Origin of the sequence: Streptomyces aureus, from assembly GCF_001418135.1 — a bacterium.
In the GTDB taxonomy this organism is placed as follows: domain Bacteria; phylum Actinomycetota; class Actinomycetes; order Streptomycetales; family Streptomycetaceae; genus Streptomyces; species Streptomyces aureus_A.
This window is the reverse complement of sequence record NZ_LIPQ01000091.1, coordinates 1-16,293: the sequence shown is the minus strand read 5'-3', so window position 1 is coordinate 16,293 and position 16,293 is coordinate 1. Positions and strand designations below refer to the sequence as shown.

The 16,293-nt window shown below is 75.0% G+C and carries 14 protein-coding genes; 11 read left to right on the top strand and 3 right to left on the bottom strand.

The window, feature by feature from the left end; genetic code table 11:
- Positions 1-188: 188 nt before the first annotated feature.
- The 11 genes from AOK00_RS09420 to AOK00_RS09370 all read left to right on the top strand — a co-directional run bounded on the left by AOK00_RS09420 (position 189) and on the right by AOK00_RS09370 (position 13,354).
- On the top strand, positions 189-938 hold the full coding sequence (locus AOK00_RS09420; protein WP_055599856.1) for a cupin domain-containing protein: 750 nt from the start codon (positions 189-191) through the stop codon (positions 936-938).
- Positions 935-1,993: a hypothetical protein gene (locus AOK00_RS09415; RefSeq protein WP_055599855.1), complete on the top strand. Its 1,059-nt coding sequence runs from the start codon at positions 935-937 to the stop codon at positions 1,991-1,993. The genes AOK00_RS09420 and AOK00_RS09415 overlap by 4 nt, the downstream gene beginning before the upstream one ends.
- On the top strand, positions 1,990-3,093 hold the full coding sequence (locus tag AOK00_RS38200) for a hypothetical protein (RefSeq protein WP_055599854.1): 1,104 nt from the start codon (positions 1,990-1,992) through the stop codon (positions 3,091-3,093). The genes AOK00_RS09415 and AOK00_RS38200 overlap by 4 nt, the downstream gene beginning before the upstream one ends.
- Positions 3,090-4,127 carry a hypothetical protein gene (locus AOK00_RS09405; RefSeq protein ID WP_107097349.1) on the top strand — a complete coding sequence of 346 codons (1,038 nt, stop codon included), beginning with the start codon at positions 3,090-3,092 and terminating at the stop codon, positions 4,125-4,127. Before AOK00_RS38200 ends, AOK00_RS09405 begins: the two co-directional genes overlap by 4 nt.
- Before the next feature lie 43 nt (positions 4,128-4,170).
- A complete protein-coding gene (locus AOK00_RS09400) occupies positions 4,171-4,737 on the top strand; it encodes a hypothetical protein (RefSeq protein ID WP_055599852.1) in 567 nt (188 codons plus the stop codon).
- Between the two features lie 158 nt (positions 4,738-4,895).
- On the top strand, positions 4,896-6,671 hold the full coding sequence (locus tag AOK00_RS09395; protein ID WP_055599851.1) for an asparagine synthetase B family protein: 1,776 nt from the start codon (positions 4,896-4,898) through the stop codon (positions 6,669-6,671).
- Between the two features lie 34 nt (positions 6,672-6,705).
- Positions 6,706-8,085 carry an aldehyde dehydrogenase family protein gene (locus AOK00_RS09390; RefSeq protein ID WP_055599850.1) on the top strand — a complete coding sequence of 460 codons (1,380 nt, stop codon included), beginning with the start codon at positions 6,706-6,708 and terminating at the stop codon, positions 8,083-8,085.
- A gap of 159 nt (positions 8,086-8,244) precedes the next feature.
- Positions 8,245-8,676: a VOC family protein gene (locus tag AOK00_RS09385; protein WP_055599849.1), complete on the top strand. Its 432-nt coding sequence runs from the start codon at positions 8,245-8,247 to the stop codon at positions 8,674-8,676.
- 173 nt (positions 8,677-8,849) lie between these two features.
- Positions 8,850-9,719, top strand: a complete 870-nt coding sequence (gene bdeA / locus AOK00_RS09380; RefSeq protein ID WP_437441404.1) for a bis(hydroxyethyl) terephthalate hydrolase — start codon at positions 8,850-8,852, stop codon at positions 9,717-9,719.
- A 99-nt stretch (positions 9,720-9,818) separates the two neighbouring features.
- Positions 9,819-12,518, top strand: coding sequence for a helix-turn-helix transcriptional regulator (locus AOK00_RS09375; protein WP_063886574.1), 2,700 nt, complete (start codon positions 9,819-9,821; stop codon positions 12,516-12,518).
- Between the two features lie 71 nt (positions 12,519-12,589).
- Positions 12,590-13,354, top strand: coding sequence for a methyltransferase domain-containing protein (locus tag AOK00_RS09370; RefSeq protein WP_055599846.1), 765 nt, complete (start codon positions 12,590-12,592; stop codon positions 13,352-13,354).
- Here the strand turns inward: AOK00_RS09370 and AOK00_RS09365 are convergent.
- The 3 genes from AOK00_RS09365 to AOK00_RS09355 all read right to left on the bottom strand — a co-directional run bounded on the left by AOK00_RS09365 (position 13,351) and on the right by AOK00_RS09355 (position 16,036).
- Positions 13,351-13,824 (bottom strand): NUDIX domain-containing protein, encoded by a 474-nt coding sequence (locus AOK00_RS09365; protein ID WP_159041718.1) that lies wholly within the window; start codon positions 13,822-13,824, stop codon positions 13,351-13,353. The genes AOK00_RS09370 and AOK00_RS09365 overlap by 4 nt on opposite strands.
- Positions 13,825-13,949: 125 nt before the next feature.
- Positions 13,950-14,879 carry a glutaminase gene (locus AOK00_RS09360; RefSeq protein ID WP_055599844.1) on the bottom strand — a complete coding sequence of 310 codons (930 nt, stop codon included), beginning with the start codon at positions 14,877-14,879 and terminating at the stop codon, positions 13,950-13,952.
- Positions 14,876-16,036: an enoyl-CoA hydratase/isomerase family protein gene (locus tag AOK00_RS09355; RefSeq protein ID WP_437441403.1), complete on the bottom strand. Its 1,161-nt coding sequence runs from the start codon at positions 16,034-16,036 to the stop codon at positions 14,876-14,878. The genes AOK00_RS09360 and AOK00_RS09355 overlap by 4 nt, the downstream gene beginning before the upstream one ends.
- Positions 16,037-16,293 lie beyond the last annotated feature (257 nt).

Genomic DNA, 16,293 nt, shown 5'->3' with positions numbered 1-16,293 from the left:
GCGGAGGGAGTGACGGGGGGGAGGACGGCGGAGGGTCAGGCGGAGGGCGACGGAGGGCGACGGAGGGAGCGGCGTTCACCTCCGAGTTACCCGAGAGCAGTCCCGAGGACTCCCGCTGTTGCCGAACAGCGATCTACCATGCGGTTGTTGTGCGTGAGCACGCACAACGGGCGTCAGGGGGAGGCGCGATGGCGGTACGACCCGTACGACAGGTACGAGCGCAGGACCGGATACCGGACGACATACCGGGCCGGGTCCCGCGGGATCTGCCCGGTGGAGTGGAGCTGTACCACCTGAGGCCCGACGGCGGCATTCTGCTCGCCGACCGGGAGGGCAGCCGGGAGCTAGGACCCGAGCGGGAGTTCCTGCGGTTCATCGACGACGGGCAGTTCGCCCACTATCTGGTCGGGGACGCGGCGACCTCGCCCGAGCGGCCGTCGAACGCCACCGTCAAACTCGGGGTCGTGGGCCCGCGCAGCGCCTTCACCCCGCACGCGCACGGCGGTGAGCACTTCGTCCTCAGCCTCGGTCATGCCGCCTGCGGGCTGTACGACGAGGCCCGCGGGCGCGTCACCGACGTCCCGCTCGCACCGGGCATGCTGATCCGGATCCCGGAGATGATGCCGCACTCCTTCGCCAACCGCGGCGACACCCCGCTGACGATCATCGCCGCGAACACCGGATACGGGATCGACCACGAGGACTACGCGATCACCGCGGCCGAGGCCGAACGGCGGGCCGGGGACCCCGGCGGCTCCCCCGCCGGCGGCCGGACCGCCCTGGCCGCCGACCCCCTCACGGACTACCGGACCCTGGCGGCCGAGCTCCGTGACATCGAGCGTGCCCAGCGGGTCCACGGCATCGCCGCCACCACGGTCCGCGAGCGGCTCGCCGCCCGGCTGCGCCGGGTGGCCGCCGCACTGGAGGTGCCCAGATGATCTGTCCGCACTGCGAACGCAACCTGCTCCGCAAGGAACGCACCGGCAACCGCTGCACCCACTGCAATCGCCCCTACGCACTGGACCCCAAGACCAACCCGCTCCGTCTCAACGACCTCCGGGTACGCCGGATCACCACCGCGCTCACCGACGGGGGCCGGATCGAGATCGTCCCCGACCAGCTCTGGTACGCCCTCTCCCGCAAGCGCCTCCGGGACAGCGAGTTCGGGCAGGGCTGCATGGGCGGGGCGTTCGTGGCGGCCGGCTTCGTCACCGTCATCGCCTTCGTCGCCGAGGCACCGGTCCTGCTGATCGCCTCCGCCGCCCTCCTGCTCATCGGCCTGGGCGTCACCGCGGCCCGGGCCATGGGCGCGGGCAAGGGCATCCCGCCGGTGGTCCGGGAGGCCTTCCCCGCGCTGGTGCTCTCCCCCTGGCGGTCGGTGTACGGGGTGCTCCCGCCCGGTGTGCTCGACACCACGGGGTCCGGAGGCGGCAGGGCGGACCCGGCGGGTGCGGCCGGCACGACCGGGGTGCTGGTCTGCCCCGACCGCGCCGTCGTCGCGTTCCTCGTCGCCGACGGGCTGCCCGCCCGCCACGGCCTCGCGGTGGCGCGGAGCGTCGCGGAGGCCGCGGCGGTCCCGTCGAAGGGTCCGGTGCTCGTGCTCCACGACTCCGACGCGGACGGCGAACTGCTCGTACGGGGCCTCCGGGACGCCCTGCGGGACCGGACGGTCGTCGACGTGGGACCGCCGCTGCGCACCGTACGTGCCCTGCCCCAGGCCGTGCCCTACCGGGACCCGCGACGGAAACCGAGCCCGGCGGACATGCGGGTCCTCACCGCGCTGGGGACGTTCACCCCCGAGGAGCTGAAGTGGCTCCGGCAGGGCTGGCGGTTCCCGCTCGTCGGGCTGCCCCCTGCCCGGCTGCTCGCGGTCGTCGACCGGGTCGCCGGGCAGGCGTCACGCGGGGTCGACCCCGACCGGCGGCGCGCCGCGGACCTTGGTTTCCTCACCTGGCCCGAGGCCGCGGGACCGGACCCGGTGGGTGGCCGGTGATCTGCCCGCACTGCGCCGCCCAGCTGGCGGCCAGGGAACGGACCGGGCAGACGTGCTCGCGCTGCGAGCGCCGGTTCGCGCTCGACCCGAAGCTCCACGGCCGGGGCATGCACGATCTGCGGATCCGGCGGATCGCCGAGCGCGCCACCGACGGCGGACGTCTGAAGGTGACCCTCACCCAGCTCTGGTACCTCTCACGGGTGTCCACCCACGTCTGGGACGCGAAGCCCGCGCGCGGAATCCGGCCCGGCGTCCGGTGGCTGGTCGCCGTGCCCCTCGCCCTTCTCCTCCTCGTGGTCGGCAATCTCGTCCAGGGCGCGACGGGCGCGATCGGCGTCACCGCCGCGGTCGTCGTCGTGGTGGTGGCGTCGTCCATGCGGTACAGGCCCGCCAGCAAGGCCTGGTGGAGCATCACCCCCTCGGAGTCCGCGTTCCGGCAGGCGATGACCGGTCCCTGGCGAACCGCGTACAAACGGCTGCCGGCGGGGGTGGTGAACGACGACCCGGGCACCCCCGCACCCCGTGAGTCCGTCTCCGGCCGCCGCGAGGCCGTCATCCTCTGCACCGATCCCGCGGTCGCCGTGTTCCTCCGGGTCAACGCCGTCCCCGCGAGGCTGAAGGCACGACTCGTCGAGGCCGAACCGGCCGCCGCGCACGAGGCGCTGGCGGACGTGCCCGCCGGGCTCCCGGTGGTGGTGCTCCACGACGCGAGCGCCCTGGGGGTGCTGCTCGCCCCGCTGCTGCGCCTCGCCCACCCCGGCCGGGTCGTGGTGGACGCCGGCCTCCCGGTCTCGGTGGTCCGGACGCGCCGGGACGCCGTGCACCGGATCTCGACCACGTCCACGGTGGACGCGTCGGACCTCCGTTCCGTCGCGGGCCTGGCCGAGGAGGACGCCGCGTGGCTGGCCGGAGGCCGCTGGAGCCCGCTGGCCGCCGTCCCGCCGCGCCTTCTGGAATCGGTCGTCACGGCGGCCGTGGAACGGGCCCTGTCCGCCCACCCCGCCGAACTCCGCTCCGCCGACGGCTTCCTGACCTGGCCGGCCGAGGCGCCGGCACGGGCCGACGGCCCGTCCCGTACGAAAGGCACCACGGCCGGATGAGCCAGCGACACCTCCCGCCCCCGCGCACCGGCCCGACCGCCGGGACCGGACCGCCTGCCGCTGAGCCCGCCGGGGTCAGCCGGGCCGCCAGTGCCGGTCGGGCCGCCCGCACCGGTGGTCGCCCCACGCCCGGGTTCGCCGCCCGCACGACGGCCGGGGTGGTCGACCGGGCGATCACCGCGGCCGCGGCCCGCGCCGGAGCACCCGGCGGGCTGCGCTTCACCGAGCGCCAGCTCTACTACGAGACCTGCCGCGTCCTGAGTCCCGGCTCGACGCTCCTCAGGGGCCGGGTCCCCGGCACCCCCGCCCCGGTGCTGCGACTGCCCGTGTTCACCCGCGCCCTGGAGGCGCGCGGCCGGGAGACCGTACCGGGACTGCTTCCGCCGCTGCCCGAGCCGGCGCGGCCGCCCCGGACGCGCGGGCCGTCCGGTTCACCCGAGATGTCGGAGTCGTACGGGCCGTCGGAGTCGTACGAGCCCGACCTCTACGACTACGGGCTGCCCCGGCTGCTGATGTGCCAGGACCGTGCGATCGCCGGGATGCTGCTCGCCAACCACGTCCATCTGGAGGCGGCCTGTCCGGTGTTCGCCGCCGTGGACGCCCTGCCGCTCGACCCGAGGCTGCCGGCCGCCCTCCAGCGGGCCGAATGCGCCACCGTGTTCGTGCTGCACGACGCGAGCCCGGCCGGGCTGGCGTTCCCCGCCCTGGTGCGGGCCGGTCTGGGACCATTGGCCGGAGTGCGGGTCGTGTCGCTCGGTCTGGTGCCCCGCCACGCGGCCGCCCTGCGCCTGCCCACCGGCCGCGGCCCCGCGCCGGGTCCCACCGGTCTCGCCGCGCTGCCCGCCGCGCTGCGGCCACGGGAGGCCGACTGGCTGGCGGACGGACGGTTCGCCGAGGTGGCGGCCGTGCCCCCGGACCGGCTGTTGCGCACGGTACTGCGCCTGACGCGGGGGCCACGACCGCCCCGCGACTCCCTGTGGAGCGGCTTGCGCGGACTGCGCGGAACCGGCTTCATGACCTGGCCCGCCGCGTGACCCGTCCCGGCGCTCCCTCCCACCGACCCGAGGTACGCACACCATGAACCGTCCCGAAGAGATCGGCTACGCGGACGAACTGCTCGCCGACGGCACTGTCCACCGCCGCTACGAGAACGGCCTGGAGGAGTGGCGCCGTCGCGCCTCCGGCCACCCACTCCTCGTGCACTGGCACGACAACCGCGGCGCCTCCGGAACCGACGAGCTGCTCGGCGACCGCATCATCAAGCGCAGCCTCGCCGACGGCACCGTCACCTACGCCCGGGACATCGGCTACGGCCGCACCCTGTGGGCGCGCGGCGAGAAGGTCCTGGTCAACCGGAGTTCCTTCGGCGGCCGGATGGGCGTCCTGCTCGCGGGCCTCGGGGTGGCGACCCTCGCCATCACCGCCGCCCAGCTGCCGCCGCTCAGCATGTCCCCCGAGCAGGAGGAGGCGCTGCGCCAGCAGGCGCAGGCACAGCAGTCCGGCGGAGGCGCGGGCGGCGACAGCGGTGGCGCGGCCTCCGCCGACGACGGGTCGGACGGGACCGACGGGTCCGGGGACGGGAACGACTGGGACGCGAACTGGGACGGCGACGGGGACGCCTGGAACGACGACGACTTCGGCTGATCCGCACCACGGCGCCGCCCGCGCCCCGGCACCCATGGCGCCGGCCTCGCGACCTGCGTCACCCGTATCACCCCACGACCGGCGCCACCCGCATGACCTCACGTCCGGCGCGGCCCGCATCACAGCACGACCGGTAACACCAGGAGAAGGAGCAGTTCGTGGCACGTCTGTGCGCCTGTCTGGCCGCCACCACCGGGCAGGCCCGCGCCCATCTGGACGCGATGGGCGCCCTCGGCCCCGGCCATGCCCCGGCCGAGGTGCCCGGCGCCGAGCTGTCCCTGCTCCCCGGTGAACACGGCCGCGCCGAGGGCCCGTTCACCGCGTACGGGCGGACGGCCGTCGGAGAGGTCACCCTGCACAACCGCCCGGCACTCCTCGCCGCGCTCGCGGAGCGGGCCGATCCCCCGCCGTCAGACTGCCCGGACGGCGAACTGCTGTTGCGCTGCTGGGCGTCGCTCGGGGACGCGGGGGTGGCCCTGGCCGAGGGAATGTTCGTGCTCGCCGTGCTCGACGGCCCCGACCTGGTCCTGATCCGCGACCACGTCGGCGCCCGCACCCTGTTCTACGCGCGGGCCGACGCCGCCTGGGCGGCTTCCACCTCCCTGCGCGCGCTGCGCCGGTGGCCCGCGCTCGGCACCTCGATGAACCTGTCCGCGGTCCGGTCCTTCCTCACCTTCGCCTATCTGCCCGGCGAGGAGACCCTGCTGACCGGTGTACGGGAGGTGCTGCCCGGCCGGGTGCTCCGGCTGCACCGGGACGGGACGTCCACCGAGACCGTGCACTGGGAGCCCCGTGAGCGGATCGAGGGACCCCCGCCGGAGGATCCGAGCGCCCATGTCCTGGCGCTGCGGCACCTGTTGGAGCGGGCGACGGCGAGCAGGCTGCCCGTCGCCGAGCCGGCCGCCGTGCTCCTGTCCGGCGGGATCGACAGCTCCCTGGTCACGGCCCTCGCGGCGAAGCTCCACGGTCACCCGGTGCACACCTACTCGATCAGCTTCGGCGACGACCTGCCGAACGAGCTGGGCTACTCGGGTCTGGTGGCCGCGCACTGCCACACCCGCCACCGGGTGCTGAACGTCTCGGGCGCGGCGGTGGCCTCCCGGCTCGCCGAGGCGGCCGCCCTGCTCGACAGCCCCGTCGGCGATCCGCTGACCGTGCCGAACCTGATGCTCGCCGAGGCCGTGGCCGCGGACGGCGCATCCGTGGTCCTCAACGGCGAGGGCGGGGACCCCGTCTTCGGCGGGCCGAAGAACCTGCCGATGCTGGTCCAGGAGATGCACCGGACCCCGGGCGCGCCCTGGGACGAGGACCGGGCGACGGCGTATCTGCGCTCGTACCGCAAGTGCTGGACGGACCTGCCGGAACTGCTGACGGCGCCGGCGCTCGACGCCCTGCGGGACGCCCCGCCCCTGGAGCGGCACGTGGCGCCGTATCTGACGGCCGAGGGCGGCAGCCCGTACCGGATGGGACACCTCCTCAACCAGCTGCTCCACTGCAACCTGCGGACCAAGGGCGCTCATCACATCCTCACCAAGGTGGAGCGGCTGACGTCCTCGCAGGGGGTGGAGGGCCGTTCCCCGCTCTTCGACCGGTCGGTCGTCGACCACGCCTTCGCCACCCCGCCGGCCTTCAAGCTCCGTGGCACTGCGGAGAAGTGGATCCTCAAGGAGGCGGTACGGGACCTGCTCCCGGGCACGGTGGTCGACCGGCCCAAGAGCGGGATGCGGGTACCGGTCCAGCAGTGGCTGACGGGCCCGCTCCGCGACCTCGGCCAGGACCTCCTCCTCGGGCCCAGGTCCCTCCAGCGGGGTCTGTTCCGGCCTGAGACGGTCCGGGCCTGGCTGCGCGGCGAGGGTGCTCTGCTGCCCCGGCAGGGCGGCAAGTTGTGGCTGGTGCTCACCCTGGAGCTCTGGCTGAGGTCGTACGACGTGTGAACCCGCCCCACCACGATGGACGAGAGGCCCCCGCATGACCAGCGACGCAACCGGCTCCCCCGCCGTGTCCGAACTGACCGACCCCCGTACCGGGGCGCCGCGGGGTACGGCGGTGCTGTCACGGCTGCCCGGGGTCCGGGCCGCCGTGGCGGGCGCGCGTGCCGCCCTGCCCGGCTGGAGTGCGCTCACACCCAAGGAGCGGGGCCGGCGACTCGACCGGCTCGCGGGTCTTGTCGAGGAGCACGCGGCGGAGTACGCGGCCCGTGAGAGGGCCGGGACGGGCAAGCCGGAGGCGGAGACGGCAGGCGAGATCGAGCAGGTCGCGGACCTGTTCCGGTTCTTCGCGACGGCGGCCAGGACCCGTACGGCACCGGCCGCGGGCCTGCTGGTGGCGGGCCACGAGAGCTGGGTGCGCTGGGAGCCGGTCGGTGTGGTGGGTGTGGTCGTGCCGTGGAACTATCCGCTGCTCATGGCGGCATGGCGGTGCGCGCCTGCCCTGGCGGCGGGGAACACGGTGGTGGCGAAGCCGGCCGAGACGACCCCGGACAGCCTGGAGCTCCTCACGGAGCACGCCGCGATCGCCCTGGGCCCGGGGGTCCTCGTGCATCTCCCCGGCGACCGGGAGACGGGTCGGCTGCTCGTCGAGTCGGCGGTGGACATGGTGGCGTTCACGGGCAGCGGCCGGGCCGGGGCGGACGTGGCGGTCCGCGCGGGGACGCGGCGGGTGAGTCTGGAGCTGGGCGGCAACGCTCCGGCGATCGTCCTCCCGGACGCGCCCGCCGACACCTGGGAATCGCTCGCCGACGCCGTCACCTACAACGCGGGGCAGAGCTGCGCCGCTCCGGCGCGGGTCATCACCCTGCCGGAGAACTACGAGGACGCCGTCGCCGGGCTGACGGCGGCGATGGCCGCCCGGGTGGCCGGGCGGGACTTCGGCCCGCTCAACAACCGTGAGCAGGCGGAGCGTTACGACCGGCTGGTCGCCGCGTCCGACGCCAAGCGGAACATCGTCGCGGACATCGCCCCGGCGCCGGGCGAGGAGGCGGGACACTGGCGGCCGGCGCGGGTGCTCGCCGACCTCCCCGACGACGACCCGGCGGTCACCGAGGAGGTGTTCGGCCCGCTCCTCACCGTGCAGCGGGCCGACGGGATGGAGGCCGCGCTCGCCCTGGCGAACGGCGTCCCGCAGGCCCTCGCCGCGAGCGTGTGGACCACCGACCTGACGACCGGCCTGGAACTGACGGCCGCCCTGGACGCGGGCGAGACCTGGGTCAACTGCCACCTCGTCCAGACGGCGGAACTGCCCCACGGCGGCCGCGGCGCCTCCGGCCACGGCACCGACCTGAGCACGCTGGCACTCCAGGAGTACCAGCGGCCGAAGACGGTCACGGTCCGGCTGGGACGCCGGGCCTAGGGGGTCTCTTGTCGATCGGGCCGGATCAGGGCGGGGCGCCGACCTCGGTTCCCCCCTGCGACCGCACGACACGGCAGCGGATGGCAGGAGCCGTCCTCCCGGCGACGCGTGGATGCACTCGCCCGGGGAGATGAGCAGGGCCCCTGTTATCGTGCGCCGATGTCAACGATCAAGCAGTTCCAAGTCACCTTCGACTGCGCGGAGCCTGCGCGCCTCGCCGCCTTCTGGTGCGAGGTGCTGGGGTACGTCGTACCGGCGGTCCCGGAGGGCTTCGCCACGTGGGAGGAGTACCACCACTCGCTGCCGCCTGAGGACGAGGTCTACTTCGCGTGCGCCGATCCCTCGGGTGTGGGCCCGCGCCTGCTCTTCCAGCGAGTTCCCGAAGGCAAGGTCGTCAAGAACCGGGTGCATCTCGATGTGCGGGTCGGCGCAGGGCTCGTGGGTGACGAGCGCCTGGCCACACTCGAGGCCGAATGCGCACGGCTGATGGCGCTCGGCGCGAAACACGTGCTGACGCAGCGCGCCGACGGCGTCAACGAGTCGTGCATCACGATGCAGGACATCGAGGGCAACGAGTTCTGCCTCGACTGATTCCAGTCGTACCTCTCGGAGAAGACCGGCGATTCTGCCGATGTCCGTGGGGCGCGCCGACCGGACAGTGGCCGGGCCAGATCACGGCGTGGCCGCCGCCCGGACGCTCGGGCGGCGGCCACCCCACGACACGAGAGGACGACTCCGTCGTGACACGACACCTCGGCGCGGCCATGGCCGCCGCCTGTCTGACCCTGCTGCTCGCCCCCGGCGCCCAGGCCGCCGGCTCCGCTCCCGCGACTTCGGCCACGGCCGCGGCCAATCCGTACGAGCGCGGTCCGGCGCCCACCCAGTCGAGCATCGAGGCGCTGCGCGGCTCGTACTCCGTCGGGGAGACCTCCGTCTCCTCGCTCGCCGTCAGCGGCTTCGGCGGCGGAACGATCTACTACCCGACGTCCACGAGCGACGGCACCTTCGGCGCGGTGGTGATCTCGCCGGGGTTCACGGCCTACCAGTCCTCGGTGGCCTGGCTCGGGCCGAGGCTGGCCTCGCAGGGCTTCGTGGTGTTCACCATCGACACCCTGACCACGGTCGACCAGCCCGACAGCCGTGGGCGGCAACTCCTCGCGGCACTCGACTACCTGACCCAGCGGAGTGCGGTGCGGGGCCGCGTCGACGCGAGCCGGCTCGGTGTGATGGGGCATTCGATGGGCGGCGGCGGCTCGCTCGAAGCGGCCAAGAGCCGTCCGTCGCTCAAGGCCGCCGTTCCCCTCACCGCGTGGAACACGGACAAGACCTGGCCCGAGATCACCACGCCCACGCTCGTCATCGGCGCGGACGGCGACACGATCGCCCCCGTCGCCACCCACTCCGAGCCGTTCTACGAGAGCCTGCCCGGCTCCCTCGACAAGGCGTACCTGGAGCTCAACGGCGCCACGCACTTCACGCCGAACTCGTCGAACACGACGATCGCCAAGTACAGCCTCTCCTGGCTCAAGCGTTTCATCGACGACGACACCCGCTACGACCAGTTCCTGTGCCCGCTGCCGCGGCCGAGTCTGACGATCGACGAGTACCGGGGCACCTGCCCGCTCGGTTCCTGACGCTCTGTGCACCGTCACAGAGCCCGGTTCCCGGGTCTGGGCCACTGCCCAGACCCGGGAACCTTCCGCCGATCCCTACGGGTCGGTAACGTGACCGCCGTGAGCGGAGCGACGCACCCCGCCGACGGCCCGCGGCTCTACGACCGTACGGCCGAACTCGCCGCCGTGGCCCGCCTGTCGGCCCGTGCCGCGGCCGGACGCGGCGGAGTCCTGTTCGTCACGGGCAACCCCGGCGAGGGGCGGACCGCCCTCCTCCGCCGGGCCGCGTACGACTTTCCCGGTACGGCGTACCGCGTCGCCGCGCCCCACCACCGGGGCCCGTGGAGCGCGGCGCGGGCGCTGTTCACGGAGCTCGCCGCCACCCCTGCGGCCGGGCGCCGGGCCCTGCGGCTCGCGCGGAGCGAGGGCGGGCTCGCCCGGGCCGTGGCCGGCCTCGCCACCGAGGGGGAAGCCGTACTGATCTGTGTGGACGACCTCCATCTCTGGGACGCGCATTCACGGGCCGCGCTCGCCGCGGCCTGGCAGGAGGCCGGCGGCCGGGGGCACGGCCGTCCGGGCCGGGTGGGGTGGCTGGTCTCGGCCGCGCGCCATCACCGGTTCCCCGAGGTCCCGGGGGCGGAGACGGTGCGGCTGGGCAGGCTGACCACGTCCGGGGCGCGGGCGCTGCTCGGTGACCTGTGCCCGGTGGTCGCCCCGGCGCCGCCGGTCGGGGAGCGGTTGCTCGACGAGGCGGCCGGGCATCCCGGCGTCCTGGCCGCGGCGGTACGGCGCCTGACCGCGCCTCAGCTCGCGGGCGCCCTGCCCCTGCCGCGGCCGGCGGTCGACGACACGGTCCTCGCCGAGGTGTACGGAGGACTCCTGGAGCGCCTCCCCGCGGCGTCCCGCCGTCTGCTCGCCACGGTCGCCGTGGTGGCCCTGGCGGGCCGCGCCGGGGCCGACGGTGCCAGCACGGTGGCGTACGGGGCCGGTGGCGGTGGCGACGGCGGGTCGGTGCCCGCCGGGGCGCGAGGGGCGCGTGCCCCGGCCGAGCCGCTGGAGGGGCTTGTCGCGGACGGGCTGCTGCGCCGCCGCAGGGGCGGGACGGTCGGCTTCGAGGACCCTTTCCTCGGGCGCGCCGCGCTCGCCTCGGCCCGGCAGTCCTGGCGGGGGGAGACCCGGGGCCCCCGGCCGTCCGGGGGCGCCGCCGAGGTGCTCTCGGTGGACGGTCCGGCCACGGGCGCGGCGCCCTCGGCGGACCGCCCCGCGGACCGCCCGGCTGCCGGTGCGGCGCTCGCGCGGGGTGAGGGGCATCGGGCCGACCGGCTGGGGCCGTCCGCCGCCGTGCGCGCGCTCTCACCGGTCGCCCTGGGCCGTGCGCAGCTGGTCCGGGGGCTTGCGGCGCTGGCCGGCGGCCCGGTCATGTACGCCCACGAGGCGCTGCTCCAGGCGGCGGAGCTGCTGCGGGAGAGGGCGCCGGTGGAGGCGTCCGACGCACGGTTCCTGGCGATGGAGGCGGCGTGGGCGGGCGGCGACGTGGAGGCGTGCCTGGCCGCCCTGGACGGTGGTGAGGACGTGGGTGGCCTGGAGCGGGACTTCGCCGACGGGCTGAGCGCCGCGTTGACCGTACGGCTGGACGACGCTCGTACGGCACTGGCGCGGGTGGTCGCGGGGGACGGTTGCGCGGACGATCCCCGGTTGCTCCTTCGGGCCGGGGCGGCCGCGCTCGTCCTCGGCGACACCGCGGCGGCGGCCAGGATCCATGCCCGTGCGCTGGTCCGGGCTCGGGCGGAGCACCGTACGGCCCTGCTGCCCCACGCGCTCGAACAGCTCGCGTACGCCGAACTGCGGGCCGGCCGGTACAGCCGGGCGGCACGAGCGGCGCGGGAGGGACTGCGGACGGCGGAGGCGACGGGCCAGCACAACGTGGCGGCCCACCAGCACGCCGTACTGGCCCTGGTGGCATCGGTGGAGGGCGACGGGACCGCGGTGACGGAGCACGCCGGGCGCGCGCTGGCGACGGCGGGACCGCACGGGCTCGTGCAGGCCGCGACGCTCGCCGAGTGGGCTCTGGCGCGGGCCGAGCTGGGCCGGGGTCTCGCCGCCCAGGCGGCCGCGCGGCTCCTGCCGTTGGTCCGGCCGGGCCCTCGGGGCGGTCATTTCGCGCTGCGCATGCTGGTGGTCCCCTGCTTCGTGGAGACCGCGGTCACGGCCGGCCGGGACGCGGAGGCCCGGGACGCGGCAGAGGAGTACGCGGCCTGGGCGGCGCTGGGCGTCGACGGTCCCGCCCAGGCCCAGTTGGCACGCTGCCGGGCCCTGCTCGCGGAGGGCGAGGCGTCGGCCTACTGGTTCCGTGAGGCGGTGCGCCGCCACGACAGCTGCGGGAACGACTTCGAGCGGGCCCGCACCCTCCTCGCCTACGGCACGTGGCTGAGGCGACGGCGACGGCCGGGGGACGCGCGCGGTCCGCTGCGCGACGCACTGGTGACCTTCGAGCGGGCCGCCGCCGAGGGCTGGGCCGAGCACGCGCGCTCCGAACTCCGGGCCACGGGAGGGACCTCGGGCGGGACGACGGACCCGGCGGCGCTGCGCGAGCTGACCCCGCAGCAGCAGCGCATCGTCCGCCTCGTCGCGCGCGGCGCCACCAACCAGGAGGTCGCCGACCACCTCTCCCTCAGCCCCCGCACCGTGGACCACCATCTCCGGGGCGTCTTCGCGCGGCTGGGGATCCGGTCCCGTGTCGAGCTCCCGGGCGTGGTGGACGGGTGGGACGCGGACCGGGGGGTACCGGCGTCGGCGGCCGGGCGACCGCCGAGCCCGTGACCCCGCCCCGAGCCGGGCGACCGCCGGGCCCGTGACCCCGCCCGGGCCGGGTGACGGGAGATGATGAAGGGATGACACCCACCTTCGAAGAACTCGTCGCGGAGGCCGCCGGGGCGTCCGTCGACGGCTGGGACTTCTCGTGGCTCGACGGGCGGGCGACGGAGCAGCGGCCCTCCTGGGGCTACCACCGGATGCTCGGCGACCGGCTCGCCCTCGCCTCGGCCGCCCTCGACGTCCAGACGGGCGGCGGGGAGGTCCTCGCCGGTGTGCGGACCCTGCCGCGGACGATGGTGGCCACCGAGTCGTGGCCCCCGAACCTCGCGCGGGCCACGGCGCTCCTGCACCCGAGGGGAGCCGTCGTCGTCGCGGATCCCGACGAGCCTCCGCTGCCCTTCGCCGACGCCGCGTTCGATCTCGTCACCAGCCGCCACCCCGCCACGGTGTGGTGGGCGGAGATCGCCCGCGTCCTGCGGCCGGGCGGCACCTATCTCGCCCAGCACGTCGGTCCCGCGAGCGTCTGGGAACTGGTCGAGTTCTTCCTGGGCCCGCAGCCGGAGGCAGCCCGGCACCGGCATCCCGACGACGAGAGCGCGGCGGCGCGCGGCGCCGGTCTCGAGATCGTCGATCTCCGCTCCGAGCGGCTGCGGATGAAGTTCCACGACATCGGCGCCGTCGTGTGGTTCCTGCGCAAGGTCGTCTGGATCGTGCCGGGGTTCACGGTGGAGTCGTACCTGCCGCGGCTGCGCGCGCTCGACGCGCTGATCCGCGCGGAGGGCCCGTTCGTGGCCCACTCCGCGCGGACCCTGATCGAGGCACGCAGGCCGGAAACCCCCTAGGGGGTGCGCTCCAGGTACGCGGCGCGGGGGACGGCGCCGGAGACCAGGGGGGCCATGTGCGCGCGGTAGCGGGGCGACAGGGTCGCGAGGGAGGTGATCTTCTCCAGCGGGACCCAGTCGAGGCCGATCTGGTCGATGTCCTGCTCGGTTCCGCCGAGGAGTTCGGCGCTGCCCTCCACGGTGCAGAGGAAGACGACTTCGACCCGGTGGAAGTTCTCCGACGTGAGGCCACCGGGGTCCTCCGTCCAGCCCTCCAGGACCCAGAGCAGCGGGCCGACGCGCACGGTCAGCCCGGTCTCCTCGCGCACCTCGCGGCGGAGCGCGTCGGGCAGCAGCTCGCCGGTCTCCTGTCCTCCGCCGGGGAGGAAGTGGACCTCTCTGCCGTTCCAGAGGTTCCGGGTGAGCAGGACGGACCCCTCGTGGAGGACGACGGCCTTCGCGGAGGTGCGGATGCGGGTGGGGACGGTCATGAGGGTCTCCTCGGTCCGGGCGGTCGGCCACCCCGGCAGCATGCCCACCCCGTCGGACGGCATGCCCCCGCCCTCCGACGCCATGCCCCTGCCCCGTCGGGCGCACGGTCGGAAGACCACGCGGGTCAGAAGACCGACAGGCCCGTGATGGTCGTGAAGCGGTCGAGGGCGGTCACGCCGGCGACCGAGTTGCCCCGGTCGTCGAGACCCGGGCTCCAGACGCAGAGGGTGCAGCGGCCCGGCACGACGGCGACGACCGCTCCGCCGACGCCGCTCTTGCCCGGGAGACCCACCCGGTAGGCGAAGTCACCGGCCGCGTCGTACGTACCGCAGGTCAGCATGACGGCGTTGACCTGCTTGGCCTGGCTGCGGGTCAGCAGCCGTGAGCCGTCGGCGCGCAGGCCGTGGCGGGCCAGGAAGCCGGTGGCGAGGGCGAGGTCGGCGCAGGACGCTTCGAGGGAGCACTGGCGGAAGTACTCGCGGAGCAGGTCGGGCACCGGCCCCGTGATGTTGCCGTAGGAGGCCATGAAGTGGGCGAGGGCCGCGTTGCGGTCGCCGTGGGCGGCTTCCGACGCGGCCACGTCGGTGTCGAAGGCCAGGTCCGGGTTGCCGCTCTCGGCGCGCAGGAAGCCGAGCAGGCTGCCCGAGGCGTCGCCGGTCAGCCGGTGCAGGCGGTCGGTGACGACGAGGGCGCCGGCGTTGATGAACGGGTTGCGCGGGATGCCGTTCTCGTACTCCAGCTGGACCAGGGAGTTGAACGGGTCGCCGGAGGGTTCCCGGCCGACATGGGCCCAGAGCGCGTCGCCCTCTCCGGCGAGGGCGAGCGCGAGGGTGAAGACCTTGGTGACGGACTGGGTGGAGAAGGGCCGCCGCCAGTCCCCCACCCCGTAGACCGTGCCGTCGAGTTCCGCCACGGCCATGCCGAAGTCGGTGGGGTCGCCGACGGCGAGCGCCGGGATGTAGTCGGCCGGGGCGCCCCGGTCGGTGAGTTCGGCGATCTCCTCGGCGATGCGGTCGAGGACGGGCTGGAAGGAGGTGGTGGCGTTCGCGATCACGCGCGGTCCCGTGGTTCCCGGTCCCCGGCGGTCGGCCGCGGGCCGGGCCCGTCGTGGGCGGCCTGCCCGATGCCCTGCCCGGCGGCCCGCCGGTTCGCCCCGTCCCGCCGGGCGGCGGCGAGGCCGAGGTCGCCGTCGGCCGGTACGGCGAAGGAGCGGGCGACGGACTCGTCCGTGACCTCGGGGAGCGTGGCCGGGGTCCAGCGCGGGTTCCGGTCCTTGTCGACGACCTGGGCGCGGATGCCCTCGACGAGGTCGGGGGTGGTCAGGGCGGCGCAGGAGACTCGGAACTCCAGGTCCAGGACCTCTTCGAGGGTCGCGAGGGCCCGCGAGCGGCGCAGGGTGGCAAGGGTCGCCTTGAGGGCGGTCGGGGACTTCGCGAGCAGAGTGGTGGCCGCCTCCTTGGCGGCGGGCACGCCGGCGTCGAAGAGGCGCTCCACGACGGTCTCGACGGTCTCGGCCGGGTAGCAGGCGTCGATCCACTCCCGCTGCTCGGCGAGGACACCGGGCGGGGCCGTGGCGGTGTGCCGGGCGACGGCCTCCTCGGCCGGAAGCCGGGTCAGGTCCCGGACCAGGCCGGGCAGTTCGGCGGAGGGGACGAAGTGGTCGGCGAGGCCGGTGAGGATCGCGTCGGCGGCGCCGACGTGGCCGCCGGTGAGGGCGAGATGGGTGCCGAGCTCGCCGGGGGCGCGCCCGAGGAGGTACGTACCGCCGACGTCGGGGACGAATCCGATGCCGGTCTCCGGCATGGCGACCCGGGAGCGCTCGGTGACGACGCGGACGGAGCCGTGCGCGGAGACGCCGACGCCGCCGCCCATGACGATGCCGTCCATGAGGGCGACGTACGGCTTCGGGTAGCGGGCGATGCGGGCGTTGAGCCGGTACTCGTCGCGCCAGAAGGCCGCGGAGGCGGAGCCGCCTGCGCGTGCGTCGTCGTGGATGGCGCGGATGTCGCCGCCGGCGCAGAGGCCGCGCTCGCCCGCGCCCTCGATGACGACGGTCGTGACGGCCGGGTCGTGCTCCCACGCGGTCAGGGCCGCGTCGAGGGCGAGGACCATGGGGTGGGTGAGCGCGTTGATGGCGCGGGGGCGGTTCAGGGTGAGGAAGCCGGCCCGGCCCTCCGTCCGGAGGAGTACGTCGGCGGTTCCGGTCGGCACGATCACTCGGTCCCTTCGGTGGCGCGGGGCGCTGTCGCGATCACCGTACCGGGCGGGCCGGGACGCGGCCCAGGTGGATCCGGAGATCGCCACCGGCCGGCCGTCGGGCGGCGACCAGGGGGTCTTGTCGATCGAGCCGGATCAGGGAGCGGCGTCTGGTGTCGCACCTCGCCGCGGTGTCGTCGGTCGCCGACGCTCGGCGTCGGGTCCCTCCTCCGCCGTTCTAGCCCTGGCACCAGACGCCGCTGCCTGATCCG

What these genes read in the sequence shown, in the direction of transcription:
- AOK00_RS09420 (WP_055599856.1), top strand. Translation starts at nt 189, where the DNA reads ATGGCGGTACGACCCGTACGACAGGTACGAGCGCAGGACCGGATACCG.
- AOK00_RS09415 (WP_055599855.1), top strand. Translation starts at nt 935, where the DNA reads ATGATCTGTCCGCACTGCGAACGCAACCTGCTCCGCAAGGAACGCACC.
- AOK00_RS09405 (WP_107097349.1), top strand. Translation starts at nt 3,090, where the DNA reads ATGAGCCAGCGACACCTCCCGCCCCCGCGCACCGGCCCGACCGCCGGG.
- AOK00_RS09400 (WP_055599852.1), top strand. Translation starts at nt 4,171, where the DNA reads ATGAACCGTCCCGAAGAGATCGGCTACGCGGACGAACTGCTCGCCGAC.
- AOK00_RS09390 (WP_055599850.1), top strand. Translation starts at nt 6,706, where the DNA reads ATGACCAGCGACGCAACCGGCTCCCCCGCCGTGTCCGAACTGACCGAC.
- AOK00_RS09385 (WP_055599849.1), top strand. Translation starts at nt 8,245, where the DNA reads ATGTCAACGATCAAGCAGTTCCAAGTCACCTTCGACTGCGCGGAGCCT.
- bdeA (WP_437441404.1), top strand. Translation starts at nt 8,850, where the DNA reads ATGGCCGCCGCCTGTCTGACCCTGCTGCTCGCCCCCGGCGCCCAGGCC.
- AOK00_RS09370 (WP_055599846.1), top strand. Translation starts at nt 12,590, where the DNA reads ATGACACCCACCTTCGAAGAACTCGTCGCGGAGGCCGCCGGGGCGTCC.
- AOK00_RS09365 (WP_159041718.1), bottom strand. Translation starts at nt 13,824, where the DNA reads ATGACCGTCCCCACCCGCATCCGCACCTCCGCGAAGGCCGTCGTCCTC.